Raw genomic sequence first — 19,938 nt, 5'->3', positions numbered from 1 at the left:
AGCGCTACCGGCAAACCATCGACCGCATGAGCGGAGATCGCCGCATCGGGCTCATTCAAAACTCACGCGAGGCGTCGGACAGCTGAGCGAGATGCTCGCTTGCGAGGCGGAACCGGAGCGCGCCGATGTTTTCTTCCGCGTGCTTCACCTTGGAAGCGCCGGGTATTGCGACGACGGCGTCGCCATGGGCGTGGATGAGCCAATTCAGGGCGATTTGGCTTGGACTGACGCCATACGTTCCGGCCAATTCCTCCACCAGGTCGAGCACCGGCCGGCTGGCATTCAGACCGGCGGTTTTGAACTTCGCTTGGAAGCGCCGGGGACCGCCGCTGCGTTTCACAAGCGATGGATCGCGGTGAAACTTCCCGGTCAAGAGCCCTTGTGCCAGCGGCGAGTATGCAATAATCGTCATGCCGAGCTCCCGGGCGGTATCCAGAATCCCGTTCCGTTCGATCCGGCGGTCGAGCAGACTGTATTTCACTTGGTTGGATACGAGCGGGAACCCATAGTCCGCCAGAATACGATGCGCCTCTCTCATCTTGGCCGCGGAGAAATTACTGACGCCGGCATGCACGATCCGGCCCTGCTTCAGCAGCTCGCTCATCTCGCGCATTTGTTTGCGGACCGAGGAGAACGAGTAGGGCTGATGGATCTGGTACAGATCGATCGTGCGCCCGCCCAGACGCTCGATCCGTTCGTCGATCGTCTTCGTGATGGAGCCCGCGGAACGGAGCACCGGCCACCATTTGGTCGCGATCACCGCTTGACGCCCTAACGGACCGACGGCGTGCAGCGCTTGATCGAGCGCTTGCTCCGACGCACCCCAGCCGTACGCTTCGGCAGTGTCGAACCAATTCATGCCGCCCTCCAGACTGAGGCGCACGATGTCTACGATGTCGGCATCCGGGAGCACCGGCCAGAACTTGCCGACGAGCCCGCTGCCTTTGCTGAACTGCCAGCAGCCGAGCCCAAGCGCCGAGATGAGCAGGTCGGACTGGCCCAAGCGGCGAAGTGGGGTATGTGTCTCCGAGGATGGCGTGTAAGGCGTATGAGAGTCGGACATGGGCATGGACCTCCAATCCTAGAATGATTGTACCATAGGATTCCCGGAACGGCAGGAACCGAATCGGACAAAGGGGAAATAAAAGAACGCTATTTGCCGCTCTACCTGCATCAGGTGTACGATCGAGGACAAATAACGTTCGGAGAGTACAGTTTTTGAAAACCCATCGTCAATATACTAACACAACGGAAGCCCTACCTCTCATCCGTCCTTACGGCTCCTCGGCCGCGCCAGTCTCGAATTAGCAACTTTCATATTTCCTGAACCATCAGCCGCTTATAGTTGGGAATGGAAGGGTGAAACGAATTCATGCTCGGGGTCCAAAAGGCGGGTTAATCCTAGAGGGTAAAAGAAGTTAAGAACGTGATTCGTTTATGCTTCAAAAACTTAATTCTATATTATACACGGTTGTCCAGGCTTTGTAAAGCGGCATTATGATTAACATGCGGTATCACCCAACTGGCGGATTCAAAGATTTCTATATAATAGTATACCCGAGGAGGAGTTTGGCTATGAGTCGCATTCATTTTTCTTGGTTTACCCCTACGAACGGAGACGGAGCTCATATCGGCTTGTCCAAGCCGGAACGCGAGCCCAGCCTCGACTATGTGATCAAGGTCGCGCAAGCGGTGGAGAAATCGGGTTTCGACGGCATCCTGGTGCCCGTAGGCACTCCATATTTCGATTCCTGGATGGTCGGTTCGGCGATCGTGCACCATACGACGACGCTGCGGCCGCTCATCGCGATTCGTCCGGGCTTCATTGCCCCATCGCTGTCGGCCAAGATGGCGTCTACCCTGGATTTGTTCAGCGGCGGCCGGATCGATATCAATATCGTAGCAGGGGGCTCGGCCCACGAGCTCGCGCAGGACGGAGATTTCGTCGATCATGACGTGCGCTATGAGCGCGGGGACGATTTCATGGAAGTGATGAACAAGCTGTGGGAAGGCGACCATGTCGATCATACCGGGCCTCACTACAGCATTAAGGATGGGGTGCTCATCCCCAAAAACATTCAGCGGAAAATTCCAGCCTTCTTCGGCGGATCGTCGGACGCCGGCAAAGAATCGACCGCGAAATACGGAGACGTCTATCTGCAATGGGGCGAGCCGGTCGAAGAAGTGCGCGCGCAGATCGAAGACGTTCGCCGCCGCGCGGCTGCCTATGGCCGCGAGCTGGAGTACGGCGTTCGAATTCATGTAATCGTCCGGGATACGGAGGAAGAGGCTTGGGCGGCGGCAGACAAGCTCGTGTCGATCGTCGATCCCGCGGTTGAGGCGCGGATGCGGGAGTACTATCAGACTGCGGACTCCGTGGCGCAGAGCCGGATGAGCGTCCTGCTCCAAGGCGATTTCAGATTCGGCAAGTTCAAGTGGGCCGGCATCGGCCGCGTCCGCAAAGGGGCGGGGACGGCGGTTGTCGGAACGCCGGAGCAAGTAAGAGAAGGGCTGCAGGAGTACATCGATGTGGGCGTCACCCATTTCATTCTGTCCGGCTTCCCGCACCTCGAAGAAGCGGAGCGCGTAGGCGCGACGGTATTGCCTCTGTTCAAGAACGAACGCAAATCGACCGTATCATCCATCTAAATCATATCGGAACGGAGGGGACTACGTGCAAGGAACGCAGCAAGAGCAAGCAATACGGAATTTCATCGGCGGGCAATGGGTGGAGTCGGGCTCCGATCGTCAAGAGCTCGTGCCGAACCCGGCGACCGGCGAGACGATTGCCCGGGTACCTCTGTCGACGCGAGAGGATCTGGATCACGCGGTACGGACGGCCAAGACGGCCTTCGCCGAGTGGAGCAAAGTACCGGTACCGCGCCGCGCCCGGATTTTGTTCAAATATCAACAGCTGCTGGTAGAGCATTGGGAGGAGCTCGCCCGGCTCATCACGATCGAGAATGGCAAAAGCTACTCCGAAGCGTATGGCGAAGTGCAGCGCGGCATCGAATGCGTCGAGTTCGCCGCCGGCGCGCCTACCCTCATGATGGGGAGCACGCTGCCGGACATCGCGACCGGCCTCGAATCGAATATGCACAGGTATCCCATCGGAGTCATCGGAGGCATTACGCCGTTCAACTTTCCGACGATGGTGCCGTGCTGGATGTTCCCGCTCGCGATCGCCTGCGGCAACACATTCGTACTGAAGCCTTCGGAGCGGACTCCGCTTTCGGCGAACCGGCTGGCCGAGCTGTTCACGGAAGCCGGCTTGCCGGCAGGCGTGCTGAACGTCGTCCACGGCGCGCATGACATCGTGAACGGCCTGCTCGAGCATCCGGACGTGAGCGCGATCTCGTTCGTCGGCTCCCAGCCGGTTGCCGAGTATGTGTACAAGCAAGCCGCCGCCCAGGGAAAGCGAGTACAAGCGTTGGGCGGCGCGAAAAATCATTCGATCGTCATGCCGGATGCCGATCTGAACCTCGCGGTCAAGGAGATCGTGAATGCGGCGTTCGGCTCCGCCGGCGAGCGCTGCATGGCGTGCTCGGTCGTCGTGGCCGTAGGCGGCATCGGGGACGAGCTGGCCGCCCGCCTCGCGGCGGCGGCCGAGGACATCCGCATCGGCAACGGACTGGACGAGGGTGTGTTCCTCGGGCCTGTCATCCGCGATGCTCATCGTGAGCGGACGCTCGGCTATATCGCGAGCGGCGTGGAGGAAGGCGCGAAGCTGGTCCGCGACGGTCGGACAGACGCGGCGGCCCAGCAGCCGGGCTACTTCGTCGGACCGACAATCTTCGACCATGCCAAGCCGGGAATGAAGATTTGGCGGGACGAGATCTTCGCGCCGGTGCTGCAGATCGTACGCGCCGAGTCGCTGGACGAGGCGATCGAGATTGCCAACCGATCCGAGTTCGCGAATGGCGGCTGCATTTATACGGACAGCGCGAAGGCGATCCGGCAGTTCCGCGAGCAGATGGACGCCGGGATGCTCGGCGTGAACGTCGGCGTACCCGCGCCGATGGCGTTCTTCCCGTTCTCGGGCTACAAGAAGTCGTTCTACGGAGATTTGCATGCGAACGGCCGAGATGGCGTAGAGTTCTACACGCGCAAGAAAATGATCGTGGCTCGATACTAATCCGACCCAAAATTTGAAGCCGGATGGCGTCTGTAAGCGAGACGCCATCCGGTTTTTGTTGTAAGATGGAGGACGGTGGCATCAAGTCAGGAGGATGGAGCGGATGAAGAAGAGGAAGCGGTGGTGGCAGGCAACTCTGCTCATGAGCCTCGGTATGGCTGTAGCGGGGTGTACCGACGGGGAACCGGGGGGGACCCGCGTTCCGCAGGCGGTCGTGGCCAGCGGGTATAAGGAGAAGCTGCTGGGTGCCCAGGAGGTCGTGGACCGGTTGTCGGCGGAAGGCATTCCGATGAACCGGAACAAGGAGGGACGCTACATCCGGCTGAACAATATTCACCCGATTGTGCTGGAGCTGCCGAATCAGGAGACGCTCTATGTTTACTTGTACGATTCCGAGCGCAGCGTGAAGCTGGCGAGAGATGATTTTGCCAAGCATACGAAGCTCCAGGATACGGTCCGGCCGATAGTTTATGACGTTAAGAATATTATGATCTTGTATGCGCACAGGACTACGGGGGACAATCCGCGCAGGATGACGGCGTACAATGATGCCATCGATCAATCGATCGAACGGCTGCTGGGAGATGAAGTCCAGCTGAAGCTCAGCGATTCGTACAACGTCGGGAAGCTGGACATGTTCCTGGAATCCGTTCATCAAGGGAAGGCGGACCAGCTGAAAGTGACTGCTTCTACCATCGAGGGCGATCCGATCTTTACATATGGCGTTTGGGACGGATCCAAGCTTGTGTACGTTAGGGACAACAGTCAGGACGCCTATGCCGGTCAAGACAAGGGTGCGGTGAGATTCGATTGTACCGGCGTGGAGAAAGTGTCCGAAGCGATACAAGAGGGAGGGACCGTCGTCCGATACAACGCGACAGGCTGTTCCGGTCCGAATGCGACCCAGCCGCTGGCTACGGTTCGTAGCCGCTCCTGACAGGCGGAAGCGCTATAATGAGGAGTATCGAAAGATGTTCGCTTAGACCAGAAAGGATCGTGTCGTTCATGAAAGAGCGGAACGTTTGGAAAAGGTGCATGCGGCATGGCGTGGTGCTCACATTAGGTGCCCTAGTGGCAGGAGGCTGGCTGTCGTCGGCGGCCATGGCGGCCGAGGACAATACATGGCCGTTGCATCTGAAGGCCGAGCAGTACGTGCAGTCCGGACAAGCCAGCCTGGCTCTTCCGATCTGGGATGACCTCATGCGCCGAGCTGCCGCGCGTTCCGATTGGATGACCGCAGCCCTATACGCAGGATATCTGGACGAACACTACGATGCGATTCACGATTACGAGCAGGCCGTTTATTATTACGAGCTGGAGAGTGAATATTGGCTCAAGGACGGCAAGGACTGGGGTTCGAACGATTACCAGAGGGCCCAGCAGCTGAAGACGACGATCGAGCTGTATGCTTCGGCAGTCGAATCGGATGAGCTGAGGCGTGCAGCGCTGCCTGCTAGCGGACAACTCGCCAAGTTCGAGCCGGAATACGGAGCCTACATCGGCATTTACTCCGAGCAGGATCCGGGGATGAGCAATTATTTCAACCGCTCGAAATCGATTTACGGCAAAAATCATGCGATCTACTTGGCCTACGCCACATATGGGGAATCGTTTCCGCGTCGTTATGCGGACAATGCCAAGTCCGCAGGAGGCGCCCTGCAGATCGCCTGGCAGCCGCTCAAGGGGCTCGCGCCCGTGCTGGACGACGCTTATTTGCGGGAATGGGCGAAGCAGGCGGCCGCGGCCGGCATCCCGATCTTCCTCCGGTTCGCCGGGGAGATGAACGGAGACTGGACGCCATGGGCGGGTGATCCGCAGGTGTACATAGAGAAATTCAGGACAGTGGCCAGAGTCATGCACGAGCTGGCGCCAAACGTGGCCATGGTGTGGAGCCCCGGCGATGTGCCGCGATATACGATGGACCTGTACTACCCAGGCGACGAGTATACGGATTGGGTGGGTCTTAGTTTGTACACGGAGCCTTTGGCGGATGCGAGCAAAACGGGCAATCTGCTCGGCACCACCCCGATCGAACGGCTCGACGAAATGTACCGGCTGTACGCCGACCGAAAGCCGATCATGCTGAGCGAGACCGGAGTCTCGCACTACTCGTCCGTGGACGGTCAGTCTTATGTGGATTATGCGGCTTTGAACCTGGAGCGGCTATACCGGGTCATGCCTTTGAAATATCCCCGCCTCAAGGCGATCACGTATTATAACGTCGGACTCGTCCCGGGAGCGAAGGACAATTACAGTCTCCGCGAGGACGAAAGGTTGTTCGAGCTGTATAAGACGACGATTGCGGACGAATATTATTTGACCTCCGTGAAAACGGGCGAGAAGCCGGACGATGGCATAGGGTACCGGGACGGAAGCAAGCCGTTCGAGGAGCGAACGAAGTGGGTGCCGTTCGTCCGCATCCCGGATGTGTATATCGGCAAAGTCCAATACGTCCTGAACGGAACCATTTTCGCCGCCAAAACAAACCCGCCGTTCGAGGTTGACGTCAAGGCGGGCGACGTGCCGCAAGGCTCCGTGCTGGAAATTCAAGTCTATAGTCGGGAAGGGCGGCTAGCGGGAACCCGGTCGTTCTCCGTCTCGTCCCAAGTTTCCGTCTCGATCGACGGAGTGCGGCAATCGTTCGAGCAGCCTCCGGTTATCGTGAACGGGAGCACCTTGACGCCGCTAAGAGCGATCTTCGAGCGGATGGGCGCGCAGGTCAGCTGGAATGATGCGACCAAAACCGCGACGGGGACGAAAAACGGCAAAACGGTCTCGATTACCATCGGGTCGTCCGTCGCCATTGTGAACGGAAACCAAGTGCCTCTCGAGCAGCCGGCGCAGTTGATCGGCGGTTTCACGATGGGGCCGGCGCGATTTATTGGTGAAGCTTTTGGGGGGCACGTGACCTGGGAGGGCGCTACCCGTCATGTAACCATCGTTTCGTCATAAAATAAATAATGTTTCCGTGCAACCTTTTTCGCATGACTTTTGTCCTAATTAGAAGGGTGGAAGTCTGCCTTTTGGTGTCACCTATTTTTTTACATAAGTCTCACTGGGTATATAGTCACTATCTTGTCAATAGTGATATAATGATAAGAAGGACATAAGACCTACGGCGAAACTTTATTTCGGACAGAGGTGGATGAGAGATGACGGCGAATCAGATACTGACATCGCTGAGTAAAATCAGAGATCAACATACTGAAGTGGAGAAATGCGTGGATTTGATTTATGAGGTACAGCGGACGGGCGGACCGCTCGCCGAACTGATTACGGTGCTGAAATATGAGAAACCGCTGCTGCATTCGCTGCTCAAGGCGAGATTGAAGCATAATCCGGGCATTAACCTGATTTTGACGATCTCCATGGATTACGAGCAGGCGAAGCAAAAGCTTGCAGCCTATAACTGACGGCCGATCGGGCGTGTTGCATAGTTCGATTGAGTTGACTCCGCGCAATGCGGAATGCTACATTGTAGCTGCATGCAAGCTGTGGAGTCTATGAGAGACAGTTGAGGCGTATAGAGATGCAATCATCCTTCGATTTCCCGATTGATCAAGTGATAGATCAGCTTAAGGGGGCGCTCGAGTTCCGCATGAACGCGGTGCTTGCGGCGCCCCCTGGCGCTGGCAAGACGACCCGCGTGCCGCTCGCCTTGCTCCAGGAGCCCTGGGCGAGGAACAAACGCATTCTGCTGCTCGAGCCCCGGCGGATTGCGGCCCGGTCGGCGGCACGCTTCATGGCTCGTCAGCTGGGCGAGCCGGTAGGGCAGACGGTCGGCTACCGGATGCGATACGATACGCGCGTCGGTCCCGCAACCCGGATCGAAGTCATTACGGAAGGCGTGCTCACCCGGCTGCTGCAGGAAGACCCGGCTTTGGAGGACGTCGCGATCGTCCTCTTCGACGAATTCCATGAACGGAGCCTGCAGGCCGATCTGGGTCTCGCCTTGTGCTTGCAAGCGCAGAGTTTATTCCGACCGGAGCTGCGGCTTCTCGTCATGTCCGCTACGCTCGATACGGAACGGATCGCCAAGCTGCTGGACGATGCTCCTGTCGTGTCCAGCGAGGGCCGGAACTTTCCGGTCGAGATTCGGCATGCCGCCTCCCGGCGAAGGGACGACCGATGGGAGACGCAGGCAGCCCGGACGATCGCGGAGGCGCTTGCTCAGGAAGCGGGGGACGTGCTCGTGTTCCTGCCTGGCCTGGGCGAGATCCGCCGGGTCTCCCGGCTGCTGGCGGGGCTCCGGCTCGGACCGGGTGTCCGGCTCTCGCCGCTGCACGGCAGCCTGACTCCGGAGGAGCAGGATCAAGCGATCGCCCCGAGTGCGCCGGGGACGCGTAAAGTCGTCCTCGCGACATCCATCGCCGAGACGAGTTTGACGGTCGAAGGCGTCAGGACGGTCGTCGACTGCGGCTTCTCGCGGGTACCGCGGTTCTCGCCTCGCACCGGCTTGACCCGGCTCGAGACCGTGCCGGTGACGCTAGATTCCGCCGTGCAGCGCAGCGGAAGGGCCGGACGTGTCGCTCCAGGCGTCTGCTATAGGCTCTGGACGCCGGAGGAGGAGCGGCAGCTCGCCGCGCACGGCGTGCCGGAGATCGCCGCGGCCGATCTCGCGCCGCTCGCGCTGGAGCTGGCCGCCTGGGGCGCCGCGGATCCCGCCGAGCTGCGCTGGCTCGATCCGCCGCCGGCTGCGGCGTACCGCCAGGCGCGCGAGCTGCTCGCGCAGCTGGGCGCGCTCGACGCGGCCGGGGCGATGACGCCCTACGGCCGACGAATGGCGGCGCTGGGGCTGCCGCCGCGCCTCGCGCATATGCTGCTGCAGGCCGAGGGAATCGGCCTGCAGCAGCTCGCGTGCGAGCTCGCCGCGCTGCTCGGCGAGCGCGATCCGCTGCGCGCCTCCGGCGCGGCCGCCGGGTCCGCATCCGCGGGGGCGGATGCGGACGTGCGGCTGCGCGTGGAGGCGCTGCGGGCGGCGCCGCGCGGCGGCGGCGCGGGCGCGAGCGCTAGCGCGGGCGCAGGCGATCCGACGGTGTGGCGTCGGATCGCCGAGGAAGCCGCGCGGCTCGCGCGCACGCTCGCGGGCGCCGCGCACGGCGGCGGCGCGGCGGAGCCGGCAGCGGCCGGCAGTCGCCCGGCCGACGGGCCTGGCGCCGGCGCGGCGCCTCGTGCGAGCGACCTGGCGGCGTGCGGCGTGCTGCTCGCGTTCGCGTACCCCGACCGCATCGCCCAGCGGCGACCCGACGGCCGCTTCTTGCTGCGCAGCGGCCGCGGCGCGGCGTTCGCGCACGTGCAGCCGCTCTCGCAAGCCGACTACATCGTCGCCGTCGACTTGGAGGATCAGGGCGCGGACGGCCGCATTAACTTGGCGGCCGCACTCGAGCCGGCCGATCTGGAGCGGTATCTCCAGGGCAGCATCGAGCGGGAGACTTCGGTCGAATGGGACCGCGAAGCCCTCAGCGTCAAAGCCCGCAAGCGCACCCGCCTGGGGGCGATCGTCCTGCAGGATGTCCCGGACCCGAAACCGGACCCGGGGGCGGTCACGACTGCGCTCCTTAGCGGGATCGAGGTCGAAGGGTTGGACATGCTGCCCTGGTCCAGGCCGGCTCGCCAGCTGCAAGAGCGGCTCGTCTTCCTGCATCGGCTGAACCCGGCCTGGGCGGACAGGAGCGAAGCTCATCTTCTCCAGACGCTCGAGGAGTGGCTCGCGCCGTACGTGGACGGGATGAAAAGCCGTGCCGATTTGCAGCGGTTGAACCTCGTTTCGATTTTGCTGGACGCTTTGTCGTGGAACGAGCGCCGCGAGCTCGACGAGGAAGCGCCGACACATTATACGGTCCCGAGCGGCTCGCGCGTGCCGATCGACTACAGCGATCCGGAGGCCCCCGCCATAGCCGTGCGGCTGCAAGAGATGTTCGGCCTGATGGAGACTCCGCGGCTCGGTTGGGGCCGGGTGCCGCTGACACTGCACCTGCTGTCTCCAGCTAGCCGGCCCGTCCAAGTGACGCGGGACTTGGCTAACTTTTGGCGGGAGACGTACTTCGATATCAAAAAAGACTTGAAAGGCCGGTACCCGAAGCATTATTGGCCCGAGGACCCCTTCCAAGCGGTCCCTACGAATCGGGTACGCCCTAGGCCTTAGAAAATAGAGTTACCCTGAGCTTCTGCGATCGACTCGCAGAAGCTTTTTCAGTTGAGCTGCCGCCCAGCGAATTGCAAACGCCTACAAAGTGACTCATAGGTAACTCTCTTGTCGAACAACCTTTTTTGTTGTAAGCTGAGAATCAGAACAGTTACAGGGACGAACCTGGCAGAGAGGCTGGAATACGCATGGCAGACAGACCGAGTCGAAGCACGTTTCATGAACGCATGGACGAGATGGTCAGTGTGTTGCGCGACGAAATGATTTCGGGGAAACGTCAAGTAGGGGAGTTTTTGCCTTCGGAACGTGCGCTCGGCAAGCAGTTTCGCATCAGCAACAAATCGGTTCGCGATGCGCTCGGTATCCTGCAATCCGAAGGATTGATCGAGAAAATTCCGAAGGTTGGCTCCCGCGTCGCCAGCTTGCCCGACGATAAGGCGATCCGTGTCCGGTTCGCCTATCATAACGAGCTCGTGCACGAATGCGACATCTCGCATTTAATTACGATGTTTCATAAGGAGCATCCGCATATCCGGGTGCAGCCGATGCCGCTCATGGATTTCACGGAATTTATGGACTCCGATCTGTTCGACGTGTTCTCCGTCAACCATATCGGGTTTCAGCAAATTGTCAAAGAAGGCTTAACGGATCGGCTGGAGACGCAGCAGCCTCGGGAGAACGTCTACCCTTATTTGTTTAAAAGCTTCCTGTATGAGGGGGAGCTCAAGGTACAGCCGTTCACGTTCTCCCCGGTCATTCTGTGTTACAACAAGGCGCATTTCGCCGAGAAAAACGTCCTGGAGCCGGACAGCAGCTGGAGCTGGGACGACCTGATCCGGGCGGCGGCTCAGCTCGAAATCCCGAATGAACGGTTCGGCTTCTACACGTACCTTCAGGCGATAAACCGGTGGCCGACGTTGCTGCTCCAGAGCGGCCTCGCCTTCCCGAAGCCTGGCGATCGCTCCTATGTCGAGCGTCTCGGCACATGGGTGGAAGCGCTCCGGATTTGCCGGGACTTGATCCGTCAGCAATCCATGAAGACTATATTTGACAGGGAAGAAGACACCGAAGAGCTGTTCCTACAGGGACGGGCATCGATGATCATGACGACATACTTCCGCTTGAATGAGCTGAAGAAAGCGCCGTTCGAATACGACATCGCGCCCTTGCCATACTCGCATAATTCCAAGACGCAGCTGATCACGATCGGTCTAGGGCTCATGGCCGGCTCGAAGCAGAAGGAAGCGTCCAAAGCGTTCATCGATTTCCTGCTCTCTTACACGTCTCAGCAGACGATCCGCTCGCGCACGCTCAGCATTCCAGCCCTCAAGACCGCGGCCGAATGGAACGGCAAGGACAGCGTACACCGGCCTTCCCGATTTCCGATGCATCGGGAGATCGTGCCGACATTCGGCCTGATCAGCGAGCTGAATATGAACGAACGGATGATCAGCAGCTTGCTGAAGGAAGCCAAATATTACTGGTCCGGCCTGTATTCCGACGATGCGCTCCAGGATAGGCTGGAAGCCTGGATCGAAGATCAGCTGGAGGAGCAGCGCCAGCAGCAGCTCGCTGCAGCCGAATAGAGTGGACCCTGAATCCTGAATGGAGCGCGGTGGACGCGCATTCGTTCAGGATTTTTTGGTGTCTTGACTTTATTAACTCATATCCAAGTTAGGTGTGAGTCAGAGCAGGGCCGAAAAATAAATAATCGTTGACAGAAAACCCTTACATCGTTAAGATGGAGTCAGACAGAGTTAGATATGAGTCACTGGAAAGGATTGTGTAAGGAAATGACCCGAATTGCTCTACTTGCCGACAGAAGTGTTGCCTCACACATATTTCAAGCCAAACATTTGGAGCAGCTTCGTGAGCTTGGTACCGTTATCATCAACACCGACGACGTGCGTCCGTCCAAGCAGCGGGTAGCCGAGTTGCTGCAAGCCGCAGAGATCGCCATCACCTCCTGGGGCTGCCCTACGATTGATGCGGAGGTGCTGAAGCACACGCCGGACCTGAAGCTCGTCATGCACGCGGCCGGCACGGTCAAGGGCATCGTGAGCCCCGAGCTGATCGAGCGCGGGATCCGCGTCAGCAGCGCTAACGATCCGTTAGGCGTCGGCGTAGCCGAGACGGCGCTGGGACTTACGATCGCGGCGGTGAAACGGATGTGGCCGCTCTCGCAGAACACGAGAAACGGCGGATGGGAAGAAGACAAACATTTGATTCGCGAAATGTATGAGTTGAAGATCGGGGTAGTAGGGGCAGGCAAAGCCGGCCGTCACTATATTCGCTTGCTGCAAGGCTTCGATGTGGAAGTATTGGTGTATGATCCGATCCTGAGCGCCGAGGAAGCCCGTTCGATCGGTGCGGAGAAGGTGGAGCTGGAGCAGCTGCTCGTCGAATCCGACGTCATCTCGATCCACGCCCCGTCCATTCCGGAAACCGACAACATGTTCAACGCCCGCACCTTCTCCCTGATGAAGGACGATGCCATTCTGATCAACACGGCGCGAGGCACTTTGATCCATGAAGCGGAGCTCGCTGCCGAGTTGGCCAAGGGCCGGTTCACCGCCTGCATCGACGTGACCGAGCCGGAGCCGCCGTTGCCGGATCACCCGTTCCGGAAGCTAGACAATGTCATCCTGATCCCGCATATCGCCGGAGCCGTCAACAACGGGAAGCATCGGTTGGCCCAATACGCCGTCGATGAAATCCGCAACTATTTGCGCAAGGAACCGCTGCTTGGCGAAGTGAACCTACAGTCGCTTCACGTTATCGCTTAATTCATATTAAGTGTAGGGGGTGGAACACTAGTTTCATGGCTTCGTAGGGCAGCCTCGGCTGCCGACCTGACATCCGCGAGAAGATGCACTTCTATCATTTGTACCGACAAAAAGGGAGGATCTCAATGAAAGCGCTTAAAGTACTTAGCACCGTTATGATTGCGAGCTTGGTTCTTGCCGCCTGTTCGTCCAAGGAAGAAGCCACGCCTACCACCTCGCCGTCCGGATCGCCCGGAACGGGAGCGGCAACGCCGGCCAAGAAAGAGAAGCTTTCCCTGAAGTGGTTCGTTTTTGCGCCAGCTAACGCTAATCTGCCGTCCGCCGATAAAGATTTCGTCAAAAAAGCGATCGAAGAGAAATTCAACGTAGATCTGAAGATTGAATACATGCCGTACGGCGCGGACGCCAATAACAAACTGAACGTCATGCTGACGAGCGGCGACATTCCGGATATGTTCCTGGCGGACGGTGCTGCGAGCCAGAAATATGCAGTGGACGGTCTGCTTGCCGATCAAAGCACGTTCGTAACGCCTACAACGATGCCGAACTACTTCAAGTGGATCAGCCAAGACGTGCTGAACAACTATCAGCTGCAAGGCATCAAGCATGCACGCTCTCCGATTCCATTCCCGAAAATGACGTACGGTTCGTTCTATGTGCGCAAGGACTGGCTCGACAAACTGAATCTGCAAGCGCCTAAGTCGTACGATGAGCTGCTGAACGTCATGCGCGCTTTCACGAACAACGATCCGGACGGCAACGGCAAGAAGGACACCTACGGCTTCAGCGCGTCTGCGGCAGGCGGACGCATCCCGCTCGACTTCCCGCAATGGATCAACAACGGGCTTGTCGCGGACTTTATGATCAACGGCAAAGATTTCGTGGAAACGCAAACCGACTTGAAGATCCAAAACGTCATCCAAGGCATCGTGGATATGACGAAGGAAGGCATCGTCGATCCGGACTGGTTCGTGAACAAGTCGCCGCAGCATTTGGACAAAGCTTCTCAAGGCAAAATCGGCGTATTCTGGTCTACGGACAAGAACATCGCCTTGGATTCGGTACCTACTAGCGTACAAGCGAAAGGTAAGCTGATCGACCCGAAAACCGACTGGCAGCCGATCTTCCCGTTCCAAAACCAACCGTATGGCTGGAAGCAAGGAACTGCTGGCGGCGCCGCGCCGTTCCTGTTCGCGAAATCTGTCGCCGACAAATCGCCGGACAAGATCAAGCGTTCCATCGAAATTCTCGACTGGCTCACGGGCGAAGAAGGCTACATTTTGACGCACTACGGTCAAGAAGGCAAGCATTACAAGAAGGAAGGCAGCAAAATTACGCTTGATCCGGCTGCGTACGATGCGGACATCACCAAAGCCGGCGACTGGTTGTCCATCTACCGCTTCTTCGTGAACTTCGATGAGCCGTCCGTCCTGAAGCTGGATGTCGTCGACCCTAGAATGTCCGATCGCGACCGCAGCGTCCTCAAGTTCGTCGAGGCGATTCCGAAGCATGCCGGCGAGCCCGTGACCTTGGCTCCTCCGCAGGGCATGAACATCGCCGACTTCCGCAAGGAAATGGCCCGCTTGCAAAACGTTGCCATCTTCGACGACAAGAGCGGCGCCAACTGGCCGAAATACCGCGCCGAGCTGATGTCCAAATTCAGCGGGCAGCAAATTTTCCAAGGTTATGTCGATCAAATCAATGCCGTTCTCCCGGCGGATAAGAAGCTGAACCCTTGGAAGTAATCGCAGTTTAAGTTTTGTGTGGAAAGTCCGGATCCTTTGGGTCCGGGCTTTTTTTGGCCTACGCCTCCAAAACCTGCACCGTCCCCGGACGGACCAGCGACTTCCGGCGCCAGACGCCGCTTTTCCAGCGCGCCAGCATAATCAATCCCCGCGTCCATTCGTCGACGGTAAAGGCGATCCAGACGCCCAGCAGCCCATAATCCAGGTGGACGCCCAAATAGTAGGCAAGCGGCACGCAAACGCCCCACATCGAGAACACGCCCATCATGACCGGGAAACGAGCATCCCCGGCCGCGCGGAGCGAGTTGATGATGACGATGTTGAACACCCGGCCGGGCTCCAGGAGGATCGACAGCAGCAAAATGCCGGCTCCCATCGTGATGATCTCCGTATCATCCGTGAAACCGTCCATTAAGTGCGAACGGAATATCGCCGCGATCCCAACAATCCCTGCCGTCAAGGCGATACTTATCCGTAAGCTCCGGAGCAGGCGATGATAAGCGGCCTTGTATTCTCCGGCGCCCACCATATGCCCGACCAATATCTCCGTGCCCATCCCGATGGCGGTGGAGATCGCCATATAGTAGGCGCTTATATTAAAGACGTACACATGCGCGCTTAACGCCTGCGGCCCGATCATATTGATGAAGCCCAAAATCATCATCAGCTGGGATTGCCATGCCAGATGCTCCCCGGCGGCCGGCAGCCCTACGCTTAGAATCGAGCGCACGTGCCGCTTCTCGAACCGGATTTAATCTTTCGGACGAATCGGACTAGGCACACGGCGGTACATCAAGATAAACAAGGCGATGACCCCGAGAATCCGGCTGACGATGGTCGAGATCGCCGCTCCGGTCACGCCCCACTCCGGGAAACCCAAGTGGCCGAAGATCAGCAAATAGTTGCCGGTCACGTGCAGCACGTTGACGCCCAAAGTAACGAACATGACGTCGCATGTATTGCCGTTTGCCCGGATGATGGAGGATACCGCATAGGAGATCGCCTCCACCCAAATGAAGCCGCCGATGAGCAGCAAATATTTGTTGGCGATGGCGATTTGCTCCGGGGCGAGGTTCATCAGCCGCATAACCGGTTCGCTGAAAACGACGATCACCGCACTGACGGCCAAGCCGAAAATCAGGTTCATCGTAACCGCCAAAGCGGATATTCGGCTCGCCGTCTCCCGTTGTCCCGCGCCTAAAAATTGGGTCACGGCTACGCTCGTGCCGATGCCGACAAAACCGAACATCAAAATGCAAAAAACAATGATTTCATTCGCCAGCCCGACTGCGCCGGCTACCCCGTCCGAGATGCGGCTCAGCATAAATACGTCCGCGGTGCCGAGCATCATCCGCAGCACGGAATCCACGAGAATCGGCCAAGTCAGGGCGAAGAGACTCAGCTTTTTCCAAGACGGCCGCGTTTCCGCGTTTCGATCCAAAAGCTCTGTGTTGTTCATGTTTGTGCAAGACCCCTATGTTTGGATTAACATCAAACATTATCCCACCTCAGCCCGCCGCTGTCTAACGAAACCTATTGTAAACATTTGCTTTCCGGAACGGGATACGGGATGATAGAGAGAGGTTTGTCCGCCCGTCGGAAATTCTTGGTAAAGGGATTGGAATAAGGTGAATAAGACGCTATAATCGAGAGTGGACAAGAACCTTTAGATTATGGATAAGGAGAATCGTGATGGAAAAAGTACTGATTTTCGGCCACAAAAATCCGGATACGGATACAATCTGCTCGGCGATCGCATACGCCGATTTGAAGACGAAGCTGGGGCAAAACGTAGAGGCAGTCCGGCTCGGCGCTGTCAGCAGCGAAACTCAATTCGTGCTCGACACGTTCCAAGCGGCGGCTCCTCGCCTGGTAGAGACGGTAGCGGGTGAAGTGAAAAGCGTCATCCTCGTCGACCACAACGAGCGCCAGCAAAGCGTCAGCGACATCGACCAAGTCCGCGTTACCGAAGTGATCGACCATCACCGCATCGCCAACTTCGAGACGGCGCATCCGCTGTATTACCGAGCGGAGCCGGTAGGCTGCACCGCTACGATCTTGAATAAGCTGTACAAAGAAAACGGAATCGCCATTGAGAAATCGGTAGCGGGCCTGATGGTATCCGCCATCGTATCCGACACGCTGCTGCTGAAATCGCCGACCTGCACGCCTGAAGACGTCGCTGCAGCCCGTGAGCTCGCCGACATTGCCGGCGTCAACCTGGAGACCTATGGCCTTGACATGCTGAAGGCGGGTGCTAATCTGAGCGACAAGTCGATCGCCCAGCTCATCTCGCTCGACGCGAAGGAATTCCAGATGGGCAGCTACAAGGTGGAGATCGCCCAGGTAAATGCAGTCGATACGAACGACGTGCTGTCGCGCCAATCGGAGTTGGAAGCGGCGCTGAACGCCATTATCGAGCAAAAGGGGCTTGACCTGTTCCTGTTCGTCGTCACGGACATCCTGAACAACGATTCCATCGGCGTGGCGCTTGGCCGTTCGGCCGGCGTTGTGGAGCAAGCCTACAACGAGAAGCTGTCGGGCAACCGCATCACGCTCAAGGGTGTCGTGTCGCGCAAGTCGCAGATCGTGCCGGTATTGACCGATACGTTCACCAAGCAATAAGCGTCTTGGCTTGAGGGCCGCTAAGTTCTTAGGAACTTGGCGGCTTTTTTGCATGTGCTCGGAGTGTCAGAAGTTTACCATCATTCAGGTAATACGTGTGCAAGGCTTCGTTGTGCTTTGGAAAGGTCAACCACGACCAAGGTCCAGCTTCCGAACCGTCCGCGGCACGAAATCAAGTTCATTCCCGCGCCTGTTATGACTTTCTTTTCCATCCGGTAGAGTGAATGTATCAAAACTCTACGAGGGAAGGAATGGAATCGGAATGAAAAATCAAGCTTTGGGAATGTCGAATGCGAAGGTTGGCTTTTTTCAAGGGGAGCAAGCGCTTGTCCTGACGGGACTGCTCGGCTTCGTACTGGCGGCGCTGTGCGCCGTGTGGGTGCTGATCTGGGGCGGGGAGGTCGCCCCGGACGGAGACGTGACGAAGGCCATCTCGTTTAATGCCGCGCTAGGCGCCTTCATTCTCTCTACAGCGGCGATCATTCCGCTGTCGGGCTTGGGCGAGAAGGGGCGCGCGTTTTTTCGCCGCTTCTACGTCATACTGGCGCTCTACTCCTATGGGGCGGAGACGGTGCAAAATATGCGCGGCGTGAACCCCAGGTTCGTGAAGGACGGAAGCGCCTTCGACTACGCGGTCGGTAACCTTTTTGCACTCGTGGCGCTGCTTCTGGTGGTCGTGTACTTGTACTTGGCGGTTCAATTCTTCAAGTCGCGCGCCTACGCACTCCGTCCGGAACTGAATGTCGGCATCCGGTATGCGATGGTCGCCGTCGTGATTTCGTTCGCCGCCGGCATTTGGATCTCGATGAATCAAGGGCGCACCACGGGACTAGAAGGCAACATCATCTGGCTGCATGGCCTCGGGTTCCACGCTCTGCAAGTGATGCCGCTGGTCGCTTGGCTCGCCGAGCGTTCCCCGAAGGCGCCGCATGTGCGCCGCAGAGGGATCCACATCACGGGGATCGCTTATGTTCTTGGCCTTCTTGCCATCGGATGGCAAACTTGGAACGGCGACGCCGTAATGGAAGTGTCCGTCCTCCCGCTAGTCGCCGGATTTTGCTTCCTGGTCACAATTGCCGTCGGAGCCCTGATGCTCCGTCGTGCAGCTGCCCCTGCATCGCGAACCGCCCAATGGGGATCCTGACTTTAGCGGAGCAATGCGCCGCGCTTTACACGGTCACCGGAATGCACTATGATGACCGTGTACATACTGACAACCCTACGGGGATCGGAGGATCTAAACGGCTATGAGCAGCATGGACCACAACTTGAAGAAATACGCCAAACTTGCCGTTCGCGTCGGAGTCAATGTCCAGCCGGGACAAACCTTGTTCGTGAACGCGCCGATCGAAGCCAAAGACTTGATTCGCAAAATCGCGGAGGAAGCGTACGCGGCCGGGGCGAAGAACGTCATAGTCGACTGGAACGACGATATCATCACCCTGATCAAATACAAGGGAGCCCCGGAGGAGGCGTTCTCCGAATATCCGATGTGGAGAGCGAAAGGGTTGGAGGAGCTGAGCGACAACGGAGCTGCGTTCATAAGCGTTCTATCCCCGAATCCGGACCTGCTGAAGGACATCGACCCGAAGCGGGTTGCGACCGCGCAGCGCACTGCCTCATCCGCACTGAGCAAATACCGGGCCAATTCGATGAGCTACAAGGCCAGATGGTCGCTGATCGCCGTGGCGAACGAGGCTTGGGCCGCCAAAGTGTTCCCCGAGCTTCCGATCGAGGAGGCGGTCTCGCGCCTGTGGGACTTTATCTTCGAAGCAACGCGCGTACAGCTCGACGATCCGATCGCCGCCTGGCACGAGCACAACGCCCGACTGCGCGAGAAGGTCGATTACTTGAACGGGAAGCAATACCGTCAGTTGATCTATAAGGCGCCCGGCACGAATCTGACGATCGACCTGCCGCACAATCACGCGTGGCTGGGCGGTTCGAAGGATGCTCAGGATGGCGTTATGTTCAATCCGAACATGCCGACCGAGGAAGTGTTCACATTGCCGCATAAGGACGGCGTGAACGGAGTCGTGCGCAGCACGAAGCCGCTGAACTATGGCGGCACGGTGATCGACAACTTCTCGCTTACGTTCGAGAACGGGCGTGTTGTCGATATGCAGGCCGAGACCGGCCGCGAGACGCTGCAGCATTTGCTGGATACCGACGAGGGGTCGCGGCGGCTGGGGGAAGTGGCGCTCGTGCCGTTCCATTCGCCGATCTCGAACGCGAACTTGATCTTCTACAATACGCTGTTCGACGAGAATGCCTCGAACCATCTGGCGCTCGGTCAAGCCTATCCGACCAATCTGCAGGGCGGGGCGGGGATGACGAAGGAGCAATTGGCGGAAGCGGGCGTCAATACGAGTCTCGTGCATGTGGATTTTATGGTCGGCTCGCCGGAGATGGACATTGACGGCGTGCTGGAGGATGGCCGGCGGGAGCCGATCTTCCGCGAAGGCAATTGGGCGTTCTAATTCGTGAAGAGGGGAAACGACA

15 protein-coding genes are annotated in these 19,938 nt (G+C 58.4%); 12 read left to right on the top strand and 3 right to left on the bottom strand.

Features of this window, described 5'->3' with window-relative positions; genetic code table 11:
• Positions 1–55 precede the first annotated feature (55 nt).
• A complete protein-coding gene (locus ACI5FR_RS14345) occupies positions 56–1,063 on the bottom strand; it encodes an aldo/keto reductase (protein ID WP_405455305.1) in 1,008 nt (335 codons plus the stop codon).
• Positions 1,064–1,575: 512 nt separating this feature from the next.
• On the opposite strand from ACI5FR_RS14345, the gene ACI5FR_RS14340 reads away from it, so the two are divergent.
• From ACI5FR_RS14340 to ACI5FR_RS14300, 9 genes are all read left to right on the top strand, one after another.
• On the top strand, positions 1,576–2,649 hold the full coding sequence (locus ACI5FR_RS14340) for an LLM class flavin-dependent oxidoreductase (RefSeq protein WP_405455303.1): 1,074 nt from the start codon (positions 1,576–1,578) through the stop codon (positions 2,647–2,649).
• A 25-nt stretch (positions 2,650–2,674) separates the two neighbouring features.
• A complete protein-coding gene (locus ACI5FR_RS14335; RefSeq protein ID WP_405455301.1) occupies positions 2,675–4,135 on the top strand; it encodes a CoA-acylating methylmalonate-semialdehyde dehydrogenase in 1,461 nt (486 codons plus the stop codon).
• Between the two features lie 103 nt (positions 4,136–4,238).
• Positions 4,239–5,072 carry a DUF4362 domain-containing protein gene (locus ACI5FR_RS14330; protein WP_405455300.1) on the top strand — a complete coding sequence of 278 codons (834 nt, stop codon included), beginning with the start codon at positions 4,239–4,241 and terminating at the stop codon, positions 5,070–5,072.
• A gap of 68 nt (positions 5,073–5,140) precedes the next feature.
• Positions 5,141–7,087, top strand: coding sequence for a stalk domain-containing protein (locus tag ACI5FR_RS14325; protein WP_405455298.1), 1,947 nt, complete (start codon positions 5,141–5,143; stop codon positions 7,085–7,087).
• Positions 7,088–7,356: 269 nt separating this feature from the next.
• The gene (locus ACI5FR_RS14320) at positions 7,357–7,548 is read left to right on the top strand and encodes a hypothetical protein (protein ID WP_405455296.1); all 192 of its coding nucleotides are present in this window, start codon (positions 7,357–7,359) and stop codon (positions 7,546–7,548) included.
• 116 nt (positions 7,549–7,664) lie between these two features.
• Complete coding sequence (hrpB, locus tag ACI5FR_RS14315) at positions 7,665–10,280, top strand: ATP-dependent helicase HrpB (RefSeq protein ID WP_405455294.1); 2,616 nt, start codon at positions 7,665–7,667, stop codon at positions 10,278–10,280.
• Positions 10,281–10,468: 188 nt separating this feature from the next.
• Positions 10,469–11,866, top strand: a complete 1,398-nt coding sequence (locus ACI5FR_RS14310) for an extracellular solute-binding protein (RefSeq protein ID WP_405455292.1) — start codon at positions 10,469–10,471, stop codon at positions 11,864–11,866.
• A gap of 270 nt (positions 11,867–12,136) precedes the next feature.
• Positions 12,137–13,066, top strand: a complete 930-nt coding sequence (locus tag ACI5FR_RS14305; protein WP_405455290.1) for a hydroxyacid dehydrogenase — start codon at positions 12,137–12,139, stop codon at positions 13,064–13,066.
• A gap of 125 nt (positions 13,067–13,191) precedes the next feature.
• Positions 13,192–14,811 (top strand): type 2 periplasmic-binding domain-containing protein, encoded by a 1,620-nt coding sequence (locus ACI5FR_RS14300; protein WP_405455288.1) that lies wholly within the window; start codon positions 13,192–13,194, stop codon positions 14,809–14,811.
• A gap of 58 nt (positions 14,812–14,869) precedes the next feature.
• On the opposite strand, the gene ACI5FR_RS14295 is transcribed toward ACI5FR_RS14300, so the two are convergent.
• Together ACI5FR_RS14295 and ACI5FR_RS14290 are read right to left on the bottom strand one after the other, a co-directional pair.
• A complete protein-coding gene (locus ACI5FR_RS14295) occupies positions 14,870–15,541 on the bottom strand; it encodes an MATE family efflux transporter (RefSeq protein WP_405455286.1) in 672 nt (223 codons plus the stop codon).
• Positions 15,542–15,562: 21 nt separating this feature from the next.
• Entirely contained in the window at positions 15,563–16,270 is a 708-nt protein-coding gene (locus ACI5FR_RS14290) for an MATE family efflux transporter (protein WP_405455285.1), read from the bottom strand.
• Positions 16,271–16,503: 233 nt separating this feature from the next.
• On the opposite strand from ACI5FR_RS14290, the gene ACI5FR_RS14285 reads away from it, so the two are divergent.
• The 3 genes from ACI5FR_RS14285 (at position 16,504) to ACI5FR_RS14275 (ending at position 19,916) form a co-directional block, all read left to right on the top strand.
• Complete coding sequence (locus ACI5FR_RS14285; protein WP_405455283.1) at positions 16,504–17,436, top strand: manganese-dependent inorganic pyrophosphatase; 933 nt, start codon at positions 16,504–16,506, stop codon at positions 17,434–17,436.
• Between the two features lie 262 nt (positions 17,437–17,698).
• Positions 17,699–18,580 (top strand): hypothetical protein, encoded by an 882-nt coding sequence (locus ACI5FR_RS14280; protein ID WP_405455281.1) that lies wholly within the window; start codon positions 17,699–17,701, stop codon positions 18,578–18,580.
• A 103-nt stretch (positions 18,581–18,683) separates the two neighbouring features.
• Positions 18,684–19,916: an aminopeptidase gene (locus ACI5FR_RS14275; protein WP_405455279.1), complete on the top strand. Its 1,233-nt coding sequence runs from the start codon at positions 18,684–18,686 to the stop codon at positions 19,914–19,916.
• Positions 19,917–19,938: the final 22 nt, after the last annotated feature.

Origin of the sequence: Paenibacillus sp. HJGM_3 (assembly GCF_045062745.1) — a bacterium.
In the GTDB taxonomy this organism is placed as follows: domain Bacteria; phylum Bacillota; class Bacilli; order Paenibacillales; family NBRC-103111; genus Paenibacillus_AA.
This window is presented reverse-complemented; position numbering and strand designations above follow the sequence as displayed.

What these genes read in the sequence shown, in the direction of transcription:
- ACI5FR_RS14340 (WP_405455303.1), top strand. Translation starts at nt 1,576, where the DNA reads ATGAGTCGCATTCATTTTTCTTGGTTTACCCCTACGAACGGAGACGGA.
- ACI5FR_RS14275 (WP_405455279.1), top strand. Translation starts at nt 18,684, where the DNA reads ATGAGCAGCATGGACCACAACTTGAAGAAATACGCCAAACTTGCCGTT.
- ACI5FR_RS14325 (WP_405455298.1), top strand. Translation starts at nt 5,141, where the DNA reads ATGAAAGAGCGGAACGTTTGGAAAAGGTGCATGCGGCATGGCGTGGTG.
- ACI5FR_RS14310 (WP_405455292.1), top strand. Translation starts at nt 10,469, where the DNA reads ATGGCAGACAGACCGAGTCGAAGCACGTTTCATGAACGCATGGACGAG.
- ACI5FR_RS14285 (WP_405455283.1), top strand. Translation starts at nt 16,504, where the DNA reads ATGGAAAAAGTACTGATTTTCGGCCACAAAAATCCGGATACGGATACA.
- ACI5FR_RS14345 (WP_405455305.1), bottom strand. Translation starts at nt 1,063, where the DNA reads ATGTCCGACTCTCATACGCCTTACACGCCATCCTCGGAGACACATACC.
- ACI5FR_RS14330 (WP_405455300.1), top strand. Translation starts at nt 4,239, where the DNA reads ATGAAGAAGAGGAAGCGGTGGTGGCAGGCAACTCTGCTCATGAGCCTC.
- ACI5FR_RS14300 (WP_405455288.1), top strand. Translation starts at nt 13,192, where the DNA reads ATGAAAGCGCTTAAAGTACTTAGCACCGTTATGATTGCGAGCTTGGTT.
- hrpB (WP_405455294.1), top strand. Translation starts at nt 7,665, where the DNA reads ATGCAATCATCCTTCGATTTCCCGATTGATCAAGTGATAGATCAGCTT.
- ACI5FR_RS14280 (WP_405455281.1), top strand. Translation starts at nt 17,699, where the DNA reads ATGAAAAATCAAGCTTTGGGAATGTCGAATGCGAAGGTTGGCTTTTTT.
- ACI5FR_RS14290 (WP_405455285.1), bottom strand. Translation starts at nt 16,270, where the DNA reads ATGAACAACACAGAGCTTTTGGATCGAAACGCGGAAACGCGGCCGTCT.